This window comes from Kaistella yonginensis, from assembly GCF_030409525.1.
GTDB classification, from domain to species: Bacteria; Bacteroidota; Bacteroidia; order Flavobacteriales; family Weeksellaceae; genus Kaistella; species Kaistella yonginensis.
This window is the reverse complement of sequence record NZ_JAUFQB010000052.1, coordinates 23404-35612: the sequence shown is the minus strand read 5'-3', so window position 1 is coordinate 35612 and position 12209 is coordinate 23404. Positions and strand designations below refer to the sequence as shown.

Sequence of the window (12209 nt, the reverse complement as noted above, 5' to 3'; positions counted from 1 at the left end):
GGAATTGTATTAAATCAATTTATGCTTATATTTGAAGAAAGGCTCAAATTATAAAAATTCAAGCCTCAAACTTTTCAACTTACACACTTTACGGGATAGTGTCATAACGCTATCACTTAATTCAATGATTTTAAGTGATATATCAAATTATTTTAAAGGTGCTACAGTAAATACAGATCAAATTCCGACTCCAAGAGAAATTACTGGAGATGAAACAACTTTCCAATTAATTCAGTACTTAAAAGAAGATTTTAATTATTCGCTATCTTATGAAGTTAATGCCGAAGATTTAGAATTAAATAAAATATTAATAAATTATTACAATATTTTAGCAGATGAAAATAATATTGAAAAGCAGTTAACCACATTTAAAAAGCAAATCAGTAAATATTTCGGTATAAGCGTTAAATATATCAACTTTTTCAATGTCGAAAAAAACATTGAAAAAAGAGGAAAAGTTTATATTTCATTTTCAATATTAAGTTCAATATTTTTTATAATTACTATTGGTGTTTTTATCTTCGGTGCGATAAAAATTTTAATAAAGATAAATTGCTAATTTAAAACCATAAACTGTTTTAGTTTTTCAAATATCATTTTGACAAAAAAAGACGTAGAAAAAACTGCGTCTTTAATCATATAAAAAACTATTCTACCCACACTTACTATTCCCACAATTCTTACAAGTCAAGCAACCTTCCTGATAAACAACCTGGTCAGAGCCACAACTCGAACATTTTCCGCCGGCGTTGGTTCCATCGGCGATGTAGCGTTTTAGAGCACGTGCAACTCCGGCTTTCCAATTGTTGATGGATTCGGAATCGAGTTCTAAACGGTTGATCAATTCTACGGCGTTTTCAATCGGCATTCCGTGACGTAAAGTTCCAGAAATGAGTTTGGCGTAATTCCAAAATTCTGGTTTAAATTTGTGGGAAAGTCCTTCAATAGTGGTTTTGTAACCTCGCAGATTTTTGAATTGGAAATCATAACGGGATTTTCCAGATTCGTCGCGGTTTTTGATGATTACACCTTCATTTACCCAACGTGGAATTAAAATCCCCTCTTCATCATCGGCTAAACCTGTGAAAATTTCGTAAGGTTTTCCTTCAATTAAGCCAACAAAAGCAATCCATTTTTCTTTATTATTTTGAAAACGAACCACATCTGCTGTTAAAATCTGCGGTCTTTTGGTCGGGAAAACCGAAGTAATCATTTCTGGTTGTTCCTCCTTTTTTTCATCGGCAGAAATCAAAACACCGGAACGAGAACCGTCGCGATAAACCGTAACGCCTTTGCAACCCACTTCCCACGCTTTGATGTAAAGTTGATTCACCAATTCTTCCGTCGCATCATTTGGAATATTGATGGTCACAGAAATGGAATGATCCACCCATTTTTGAATAGAACCCTGCATTTCTACTTTGCTCAACCAATCTACATCATTGGAAGTCGCTTTGTAATAAGGAGATTTTTCAATAATATCATTGATTTCTTCTTGCGAATAATTTTTATTGGAATCCATACCGTTGATTTCCATCCACTCTTTGAAACGGTGGTGAAAAACCAAATATTCTTCCCAAGAATCGCCCACTTCATCTACAAAATCTACACGAATATCCTGATCATTTGGATTCACTTTTCTACGTCTTTTATAAACTGGAAGAAAAACGGGTTCAATTCCAGACGTAGTTTGCGACATCAAGGAAGTGCTTCCAGTTGGAGCAATCGTGAGCAAAGCAATATTTCTTCTGCCATATTTCTGCAAATCCTGGAAAAGTTCTGGATCGGCATCTTTCAATCTTAAAATAAATGGATTTTTCGCTTCTTTTTTGGCATCATAAATTGCAAAAGCACCTCTTTCTTTCGCCATTTCTACGGACGAACGATAGGCAGCCAAAGCCAAATTTTTGTGAACCAAAGTAGAAAATTCGTTACCTTCTTTGCTTCCGTATTGAATTCCAAGAGCAGCCAACATATCGCCTTCTGCCGTAATTCCAACGCCAGTTCTTCTACCTTCGATGGTTTTGTGACGAATTTTTAACCACAAATTTTGTTCGGTAAATTTTATTTCTTCACCTTCCGGATCGGTTTTAATTTTTTCAAGAATCGCATCGATTTTTTCAATTTCCAAATCGATGATATCGTCCATCATTCTTTGCGCGTAACCGACGTGTTCTTTGAATAATTCAAAATTAAATTTCGCTTTTTTAGTAAACGGATTTTCTACATAAGAGAAAAGATTCACCGCCAAAAGTCGGCAAGAATCATACGGACAAAGCGGAATTTCGCCACACGGATTGGTGGAAACCGTTTCGTAGCCATATTCTGCATAACAATCTGGCAAAGATTCATTAATTATGGTATCCCAGAAAAGAATTCCCGGTTCGGCAGATTTCCACGCGTTGTGAATGATTTTATCCCAAAGATCGGTCGCTTTTATTTCTTTTTGAAATTTAGGATTTTTGCTGTGAATCGGATATTTTTGAATGTAATTTTCTTTTTCTACGACGGCTTTCATAAAATCATCGTCAATTCTCACCGAAATATTGGCTCCAGTAATTTTTCCCTGCTCCATTTTTGCATCTACAAAATCTTCAGAATCTGGATGATTTACAGAAACGGAAAGCATCAAAGCACCGCGTCTTCCATCTTGCGCAACTTCCCGCGTAGAATTGGAATACCTTTCCATAAACGGAACCAAACCTGTGGAAGTGAGCGCAGAATTTTTCACCGCAGAACCTTTCGGACGAATATGCGACAAATCGTGACCAACACCACCGCGACGTTTCATCAATTGCACTTGCTCTTCATCAATTTTCATAATGCTTCCGTAAGAATCGCTTTGCGTTCCACTGCCAATTACAAAGCAGTTTGAAAGCGATGCAATCTGGAAATTATTTCCAATTCCCGTCATCGGACTTCCTTGTGGAATGATGTATTTGAATTTTTTGATGAGATCAAAAACTTTTTGCTCTGAAAGCGAATTGGGATATTTCGCTTCAATTCTCCCGATTTCAGAAGCGATCCTTCGGTGCATATCATCTGGATTTTGCTCATAAATATTTCCGTCTGAATCTTTTAAGGCATATTTACTCACCCAAACTTTTGCAGCCAAATCATCTCCCTTAAAATATTTTAAAGTAGATTGATAAGCATCATCGAACGTATAAGTATTTGTTTTTTTTGATAAGAGCGTTGCTTCCATATTTTCATTTTTTGACGAAATAAAAGTACAGAAGTTTATTCAGATAAAAAAAGTTTACAAATATTTTAGGTTAAAATATTGATAATCAATTTAATAAATATTTTTAAAATGATAAAAGTTTGCAACTTTTGAAAACTTGATTGTGATTTGAATCATAGATTTTGCGAAATATTATAATTATATAAACATTTTAAAAATATGATTTAGAAATTTGAGATGTAATTGAATTTTAAATTTGCTAATTTTTTATTAAAAATATTCAAAATTTCAAAAAGGAAAAAGCGTATAAGAATAACAATATATCAATAGGTTTAAAATAATAATTTTTCAGTTGGCTTTAGCCAAAATTTAAAATAAGTTTCGGCTAAAGCCAAATTTTACACGCAAAAAACATCGGGCTAAAGCCAGACGCTATTGAATTAAATTCAAAAAAATAATAAGCAAAAATCAAAACAACTTACTCGTAAGTGCCATTTCGCAGGAAACAATGAAATTGTTCTACGAAGTCGATCTAGCGTTGCCAAATTGCTCACGTTGAGATTCCTACGGAATGACAAAAGCACGATTTAAAATTTTTTTTTCAGCAGTGAAGTCTCTAACTTAATTAAATATCACCTAGCAAATCTTCATATTTCTTCAAAATAATTTCTTTAGAAAACCTAGATTTTATAGAATTTCTAATCTCTTCTTTTTCATAATCTGCATTCAAAATGATTCTTAACTTTTCCGCAAATTCTTCGTGATTTTCAATATCTGAAATTTCTCCATTTATTTTTGGTTGGATAATTTCATTAATTCCACCCGGACAATTATTTGCCAAAGAATAAGTTCCGCACGCTCCTGCTTCTAACAAAACATTTGGAAAACCTTCATAACGGGAAGAAAGTACAAATAGATCTGCAAATTTTAAAAATTGATACGGATTTTTTTGCTGTCCGTGGAAGATGACATTTTCTAATTTTAAATCTAATTTTAATTGATGTAAAACCGCTTTATCTTTTCCATCTCCTAAAATATGAAGTTTGATTTTTTCATTTTTAAAATGACTAAAAACTTTCAGCAAATTATCGAAACCTTTTCTGAAAGAGAGATTTCCGACAGCAACAACATTTTTATAATCATCAGAAAAAGATTCTGGTTTTGTTGTATTTTCTAATTTTTCATCAATAAATTCAAAGTCAACAGGATTATTTATTTTAACGATTTTCTCTTTTTTAATCTTAAAACTTTCAATTAAATCATTTTGCATATCATCACTTTGGCAAATGATTTTATGATAATTATTGTAAAATTTGTAGAAAAACCGAATCTCCTTTCTCGTAACGTGTTGAGAAACCACGTTTGTTTCTCTTGCAATAAACTTGGTTTTCGGAAAAAATTTGATAAATAAAGCCAAATAAGCGTTCACTTCGCCAAAACCGCTGAAAACAATATTTGGTTTTCTTTTGCGAATTTCTTTTAAAATAGGAAGTAAAGAATGGCGAATTCTAGGTGTTTTGATATCGATAATTTCTACATCCTCTTTTAAAAAATCCAAATAACCGCCTTCTTTCCGCAAAAGTAAAATTTTTGGATCAAATTTTTCACGGTCGAGATGATTGGCAATTGTGGTAACAATCCTTTCTGCACCGCCAGTTTCAAGATCAGGAAGGATGAAGATGATGGAGATTTTCTTTTTCATAAACTTTAAAAAAAACTTTGTCAAAGATTTTTAACTTTGACAAAGTGAAGCGAAATTTACATCAATTCTGAAAAATTGTTCGAATGGTTTTTTGTAAAAAAGTTATTTTTTCCAGGGTAAAGTATCAATATGTGCAAAAATATTTTCTAAAAGTTCTTCAGAAGTCATTCCTGCAGCAAATTGCTCATCAAAAGATTGTTCAGCTTCAACGTTCTTTTCTTCAAAACAATCAGCATCAATATTTTTTTCTTTAAATTCCATTAATTCTGATAAAACTTCCAAATCATCAAGATTAGAAATCCATTTCATCAAATCATATTTTAGTTCTAAAAGTGGATTCTGCATAACAAATTAATTTAATTCGCTACATCTGAAATAAACTTGATCCGCAACATTCGCACTTCTTCATCACTCAAATCATCACCAAATTCGGCCAAAAGAATTTTCATACTATCACTTTCACTTTCACCCATGAATTCCATAAATTCCTCTACCACATCTTCATCAAAATTTTCATCGATGTAATAGTTGATATTCAATTTAGTTCCTTGATAAACAATCCGTTCCATTTCTTTCAATAGTTCATCCATTGAAATATTTTTGGCTTTTGCAATATCTTCTAAATCAATTTTTTTATCGGTACTCTGAATGATAAAAACTTTGTGACTGGATTTATTGGCTACTGTTTTCATCACCATATCCTGAGTTCTTTCTATCTCATTCTCTTCAACATAATTTTTAATAAAATCAGCAAATTCTTTTCCATATTTCTTTGCTTTACCTTCACCAACACCATAAATTTTTGCAATTTCATCAATATTTACGGGATATTGCACGGTCATATCTTCCAAACTCGGATCCATAAATACCGTATAGGGCGGAATGCTTTGCTTTTTTGCTACTTTTTTTCGCAAGTCTTTTAGCTGAGCAAACAACACTTCATCCAAACTGGCGACTGAATCTGTTTGCACTTTGTCGGAATCTGCTTTCGTTTGCTCCAAATTGTACTGGCGGTCTTCTGCAATAAAAAACACCTGATCAGATTTTGTAGCAAGTGCCTGGTTGCCTTTTTCAGTTAATTTTAAAACACCGTACGTTTCAATATCTTTTTGAAGAAAATTCTGTACGGTTGCTTGTCGGATAATTGATTTCCAAAAATTTTCTGTTTCTTTTTCACCAATGCCAAAATGTTTATTATTTTCTAATTTATAGGATTTGGTCACGGGGTTTTCTTTGCCGAGAAGTACTGAAATGAGATCTTTTGTTTTAAACTTCTCTTCCAGCTCCTTCACTAGCTTAAGAACCAATCTTAATTCCTTTGAAGCATCTTTTAATTTAGGCGGATTTACGGAGTTATCACACATCAGCGCGCCATCACCACTTACAGGATCAAACAATTCTCCAAAATAATACAATATATATTGACGTCTGCTCATAGAAGTCTCTACATACCCAACCACTTCATTTAAAAGTTGCAACCCTATTTCCCGTTCAGAAACAGGTTTTTGCGCTAGAAATTTTTCTAATTTTTCGATATCTTTCGGATCATAAAAAGCAAGACAATGACCTTCTCCTCCATCCCGACCGGCACGACCGGTTTCTTGGTAGTAACTTTCCAGTGATTTTGGAATATCATAATGGATCACAAAACGAACATCTGGTTTATCGATTCCCATTCCAAAGGCAATGGTGGCGACAATAACATCTGCGTCTTCCATCAGAAATTTATCCTGATTCATCACCCTGGTTTTTTGATCGAGTCCTGCGTGATAAGGCAAAGCATTAATACCATTAACTTGTAAAACCTGTGCAAATTCCTCCACCTTTCTGCGGCTCAGGCAGTATACAATTCCAGATTTCCCTTTATGAGAATTAATGAATTTTACGATTTCGCGGTCTATATTTACTTTCGGTCTTACTTCATAATAGAGGTTCGGGCGATTAAAACTCTCTTTAAAAACCAAAGCATTGCTCATGCCCAAGGTTTTCTGAATATCATCTTGCACTTTCGGTGTTGCTGTAGCGGTTAAGGCAATTACGGGAACATCCGCAATTTTATCGATAATGGATTTCAGGTTTCTATATTCAGGACGGAAATCATGGCCCCATTCTGAAATACAGTGTGCTTCATCAATGGCGACAAAAGATATTTCAACATCCCGCAAAAAATCCTGGTATTCCTCTTTAATCAAGGATTCAGGCGCAACATATAGTAATTTGGTAACACCCGATTTGATGTCATCAAATACCTGTTTGGTTTGGGTTTTATTAAGGGAAGAATTTAATACATGTGCAATTCCTTCCACCGAGGAAAGCCCGTTTATTGCGTCGACCTGATTTTTCATCAAGGCGATTAATGGTGAAACCACGATTGCGGTACCATCTGATATTAATGCGGGTAGTTGATAGCAAAGGGATTTGCCTCCGCCGGTTGGCATTAAAACGAAAACATCATCCCCCTTTATGAGGGTCTTTATAATTTCTTCTTGCTGACCTTTAAATTTTGAGAAACCGAAATATTTCTTTAATTCTTTAGATAAATCGGTGCTTTTTGTATTCATCTTTCTGTTGACATTTTTTGTAGCAGTATTTTTTGTTGAACATCTTCATCTTCACGCTGCCTGAAAATTTGGATTTTAGGTTAGGTTCTGATATTTCTTTCCTAAATTTGCATATTAATCAAAGTTAAATAATTATTATCACAATTAAAAACAATGGCCTTTAATTTTGATTAAAATCACATTTAATATTTTTGTATTTTATAGGAATTTCTCTTCCATAATGTAAAAAAAGATGCGGTACAATATTTTAAATTGGTGGAAATCCTTAAAAAATGATCCTTTAATTTTATGAATAATCAAAAAATCCTACAGCTTGCAAAAGATGCTTTATCAATTGAAATATCTGAGCTCGAGCTCCTTAAAAACCGTCTAGACAAACAGTTTCTGCGGGCGGTAGAAATCATTAATTCCGCGAAAGGAAAACTCATCATCGTAGGAATTGGTAAGTCTGCACATGTAGGAAATAAAATAGTTGCGACGCTTAATTCCACAGGCACACCCTCTCAATTCTTACATGCGTCCGAGGCAATTCACGGTGATTTGGGGGTAATCCAAAAGACTGATGTGGTTTTATGCATTTCAAATTCTGGCAACTCACCAGAGATTGTTACTTTGGCTCCCTTTTTAAAAGAATATTCCTCCAGTCTTATTGCAATGACAGGCAACTTAAACAGCAAACTTGCTGAAGTTGCTGAAGTGGTTCTCAACACCCATGTTGAAAAGGAAGCTTGCCCAATTAAGTTGGCTCCTACCAGTTCTACCACCGTTCAGATGGCTTTGGGTGATGCTTTGGCAGTTTGCTTAATGGAGCTTAACGGTTTTAAAGAAACTGATTTTGCGAAATTTCATCCAGGAGGCAGTTTGGGTAAAAATCTTACGGCAAAAGTGGAACAGTTTCTATCACCGCAAAAGCCCCAAGTCCCTGAAAATGCAAACTTGAGAGATATTATTATTTCAGTGAGCAGTTCAAAACATGGGATTACAGTGGTGACCTATGGCGAGGAAATAATTGGGGTGATCACGGATGGTGACTTGCGTAGAATGTTGTTGAGTGACCAAGATTTATCAAAATTTATCGCCAAAGATATCATGAGCATCAACCCGAAAAGTGTGGATAAAAATGCTTTAGCAAAAGAAGCAATGCAAATTTTGAAAGATAAAAACATCGGTCAGCTCATTGTAACTGATAATGGGAAATACTTTGGAATCATTGATATTCACCGCCTGTTAGACGAAGGAATAAATTAAAATCTCATTCATTTAAAGATTCTTTGTTAATATTTAATTAATTTCGCAACTTCAAAATCACCTGGCTTTTGTAAGAATACCAGAAAAAATATTTAAATAAAAATTTCGTGAGCGACGTAAAAGAAATGTCTTTTTGGGGACACATCGGAGAATTAAGAGCACACTTGATTCGCGCAATGATTGCGATTGTAATTTGTGCGATTGTGGTTGGATTCAATGTGAATTGGATTATGGATCACATCTTCTTTGGACCTACACGAAATGATTTTTTCACTTTTCGTGTAGTGAACCACTTTTCCAGAGAATTAATTGGCGAAGACAGCATTACACTGCCCGGTCATTTTGCAGTGCAACAAAAAAAGTTATTTCAGCAATTTAACGTGATGATGGCGGTCTCTATTTTTGGCGGTATTGTCGCTGCATTTCCTTATTTGGTTTGGGAACTTTGGCGATTTATTTCACCAGCACTTCACCCCAAAGAACGGAAAAACTCCGTTTGGTTAATTAATTTCGTTTGGATTCTTTTTGCTGCTGGTATTCTGTGCGGTTACTTTTTGATTCTTCCGTTTGCTATAAATTTCGGGTTATTGTTTAAGGTTTCAGATTCCATTACACAGCTTTTTGATTTAAGTGATTATACAACCCTTTTCCTTCAAATCGTTTTGGGAATGGGCGTGATTTTCTTGTTTCCGGTGATTGTATATTTTTTAACTTCCATAGGAATTTTAACGCCTAAATTCATGCGAATCTATCGTCGTCATGCTATTGTTTTGATTATGGTCGTTGCCGCAATTATTACTCCTGCGGATGTTTTGAGTATGTTAATGGCAGCCTTTCCACTGCTTTTATTGTATGAATTCAGTATCATTATGAGCGCATATACCTTTAAAAAAGTTGAGAAAAGAAAACGTGAAGAAGAGCTGGCAATCAAAAAATTATAGTCTTTGGTCATAAAAAAAACACGCTCGAGGGCGTGTTTTATATTTTTTAAATAGGAAAATTAATTTTCAACAAAATTTTTCAACTTTTCAGCTACAATTTCAGTCCAGTTTTTTTCAAATTGTTCTTTATGAAATTCTTCGCCGAGATGATCAAAGTTCTCTAAACCTTTATGAGTAAGGATAACCAAAGTTTGATCACCTTCGTCTTGAAGATTCCATTTTACGATTGTTTTATCCTTAGAAAACTCTGGATAAGACCACGTATACTTCAGTTTTTCCTGTGGAATTACTTCTAAAATCTGACCGTGATGTTGGTATTTATTTTCACCACCTGGCTCGTAAAAACTAAATTCGGTGTGTAAATCAGTACTGAAATCGGCAATATCAAAATACCAATTTTTCATTTGAGAACTGTCTGTAAGGGCGCTCCACACTTTTGCAATTGGCGCATTGACTCGCTGTTTAATTACTACATTATCGTGCATAACTTTATAATTTTAAGGGTTACTACTATTTCACTACCTAAAAATACGCAAATTTGGATATGTGAAACAAGGAACATGATAAATATTTGGTTTAATTTCGTACTCTATTTTTCACTATTTAATTTCCCCAATGATATTAATTTTATTTATTTTTCTTCTATTTGCTGCTGGTATTTTTTATATCGCAAAACATCCGCAATTCGGAAGAAAACCTTCTGGACAAAGACTTAAACGCATTCTGAAATCCCCTCATTTCAAAGGTGGTGCATTCCAGAATATACATCCAACGCCACAATTGGCAGAGGAGACAAATATGGGAAAGGTGATGTTTCGATTTTTATTTGGAAAAGCCCCCCGAAAAAAGCCAACCCAAAATTTTAATTTTAATAAAACAGATTTACAGAATCTCAGCGCTGATGAAAATGTTTTGATTTGGTTTGGTCATTCTTCTTATTTTATGCAAATCGATGGCAAAAAAATAATGGTCGATCCTGTATTCAGTGGAAATGCTGCGCCTTTCTCTTTTATGGGAAAAGCCATCCCTGGCACCGATTTTTATTCCGCAAGTGATATTCCAGAACTGGACTATTTAATCCTCACGCACGATCATTGGGATCATCTGGATTATAGAACAGTGACCCAACTGCGGTCAAAAGTTAACAAGGTTATTACCGGTCTTGGAACGGGCGAACATCTGGAATTGTGGAAGTATGAAACATCGCAAATTATTGAACTTGATTGGCACGAAGATTTTGATTTAGGAAATGGATTCAAAATATATTGTGAACCAAGCCGCCATTTTTCTGGTCGAGGCTTAAAAAGAAATCAGACAATTTGGGCGAGTTTCGCTTTGATTACGCCCACGCAGAACATTTTCATCGGTGGGGATAGTGGCTATGATGATCATTTTAAAAAAATCGGTGAGAAATTCGGCTCTTTTGATTTGGCGATTCTGGAAACGGGTCAATACCATCAGGATTGGAGGTATATCCATATGGTTCCTACCGAGCAATTGCAGGCGATGAAAGATTTAAATGCTGAAAAGATGCTGCCCGTCCATCACTCAAAATTCGTTTTAGCGACCCATCCCTGGGATGAACCTTTGAAAAGAATCACCGCAGCAAACGATGAAAATTTAAAAATTCTCACTCCAAAAATTGGCGAAAAAACCTTCTTGAATGATGATTCTAAAGTATATGAAAAATGGTGGGAATCCTATGAATAAAAAAAATTATTCTTTAAATTGCAGGAAGTTTATCGCTTAAATTAATATTAAATCATTTAAAAATTTTGTTCTCATGATAAAAACATTACAAATCGCGAATGGCTTCTTTTTAATAACCACAATCGTATTTAATTACCTAAGCAATACGGGAGTCTTCAATGGTAAAACGATTGGGAACGTATCAGCAGATAACCAAAATCTGTTTACACCGGCTGGCTATGCCTTTTCTATTTGGGGTCTTATTTATTTACTGCTCATTGGTTTCGTATTTTATACGGGTCGAAGTTTATTTAATCCCAAAAAGAATGAAGCTGATGAACTGCTAGAAAAGATCGGTTGGTGGTTTGTGATTTCATGTCTGGCAAATTGCACCTGGATTGTATTGTGGCTCTATGGTTACACAGGCTTATCAGTAATCGTGATGGTCGTATTTCTTCTTGCGCTATTAAAAATACTTTGGCACGCCTTGCTCTATAATTCGTCCTCAGCCCAAAAATGGTTCATCAATATTCCTTTTCAAATTTATGCGGGTTGGGTTAGTGTAGCTCTCATTGCAGCCACTGCAGCCTGGCTCAAGAAAATCGACTGGAATGGTTGGGGAGCTTCAGAAGTGAACTGGACAATAATTTTAATAATCATTGCCTCATTCATCCATATCATAATGATCTGGAAAAAAAATGCACCTTTCTTCGCACTCGTAGCAGTTTGGGCTCTAATTGCCATTGCAGTGGTAAACAAAGCAGAAAGTCAGGTGATTTATTTTGCTGCACTATCTACCGCAGGTATTATATTCGTTAGCAGTTGTTGGAAAATTTTTTCCAGTAAATTGATTAACGCACAATAACTGAGAATTGTTTTAAATC

10 protein-coding genes are annotated in these 12209 nt (G+C 34.6%); 5 read left to right on the top strand and 5 right to left on the bottom strand.

What is annotated here, in order from left to right:
- Positions 1-124 precede the first annotated feature (124 nt).
- Positions 125-559: a hypothetical protein gene (locus QWY78_RS10475; RefSeq protein WP_290219572.1), complete on the top strand. Its 435-nt coding sequence runs from the start codon at positions 125-127 to the stop codon at positions 557-559.
- Positions 560-652: 93 nt separating this feature from the next.
- Here QWY78_RS10475 and QWY78_RS10470 read toward each other — a convergent pair whose 3' ends face one another.
- The 4 genes from QWY78_RS10470 to recQ all read right to left on the bottom strand — a co-directional run bounded on the left by QWY78_RS10470 (position 653) and on the right by recQ (position 7447).
- Positions 653-3205: an adenosylcobalamin-dependent ribonucleoside-diphosphate reductase gene (locus QWY78_RS10470; RefSeq protein WP_290219570.1), complete on the bottom strand. Its 2553-nt coding sequence runs from the start codon at positions 3203-3205 to the stop codon at positions 653-655.
- 604 nt (positions 3206-3809) lie between these two features.
- A complete protein-coding gene (locus QWY78_RS10465; RefSeq protein ID WP_290219568.1) occupies positions 3810-4886 on the bottom strand; it encodes a glycosyltransferase in 1077 nt (358 codons plus the stop codon).
- Positions 4887-4988: 102 nt separating this feature from the next.
- The gene (locus QWY78_RS10460) at positions 4989-5231 is read right to left on the bottom strand and encodes a hypothetical protein (protein WP_290219567.1); all 243 of its coding nucleotides are present in this window, start codon (positions 5229-5231) and stop codon (positions 4989-4991) included.
- An 11-nt stretch (positions 5232-5242) separates the two neighbouring features.
- Positions 5243-7447, bottom strand: coding sequence for a DNA helicase RecQ (gene recQ / locus QWY78_RS10455; RefSeq protein WP_290219565.1), 2205 nt, complete (start codon positions 7445-7447; stop codon positions 5243-5245).
- 288 nt (positions 7448-7735) lie between these two features.
- On the opposite strand from recQ, the gene QWY78_RS10450 reads away from it, so the two are divergent.
- Together QWY78_RS10450 and tatC are read left to right on the top strand one after the other, a co-directional pair.
- Positions 7736-8695, top strand: a complete 960-nt coding sequence (locus tag QWY78_RS10450) for a KpsF/GutQ family sugar-phosphate isomerase (RefSeq protein ID WP_290219563.1) — start codon at positions 7736-7738, stop codon at positions 8693-8695.
- A gap of 107 nt (positions 8696-8802) precedes the next feature.
- Entirely contained in the window at positions 8803-9636 is an 834-nt protein-coding gene (tatC, locus tag QWY78_RS10445) for a twin-arginine translocase subunit TatC (protein WP_290219561.1), read from the top strand.
- Positions 9637-9695: 59 nt separating this feature from the next.
- On the opposite strand, the gene QWY78_RS10440 is transcribed toward tatC, so the two are convergent.
- Complete coding sequence (locus QWY78_RS10440) at positions 9696-10121, bottom strand: SRPBCC family protein (RefSeq protein ID WP_290219558.1); 426 nt, start codon at positions 10119-10121, stop codon at positions 9696-9698.
- A gap of 130 nt (positions 10122-10251) precedes the next feature.
- On the opposite strand from QWY78_RS10440, the gene QWY78_RS10435 reads away from it, so the two are divergent.
- The gene (locus tag QWY78_RS10435) at positions 10252-11346 is read left to right on the top strand and encodes an MBL fold metallo-hydrolase (protein ID WP_290219556.1); all 1095 of its coding nucleotides are present in this window, start codon (positions 10252-10254) and stop codon (positions 11344-11346) included.
- A gap of 73 nt (positions 11347-11419) precedes the next feature.
- The gene (locus QWY78_RS10430) at positions 11420-12190 is read left to right on the top strand and encodes a TspO-related membrane protein (RefSeq protein ID WP_290219554.1); all 771 of its coding nucleotides are present in this window, start codon (positions 11420-11422) and stop codon (positions 12188-12190) included.
- The last annotated feature ends 19 nt before the right edge of the window (positions 12191-12209 follow it).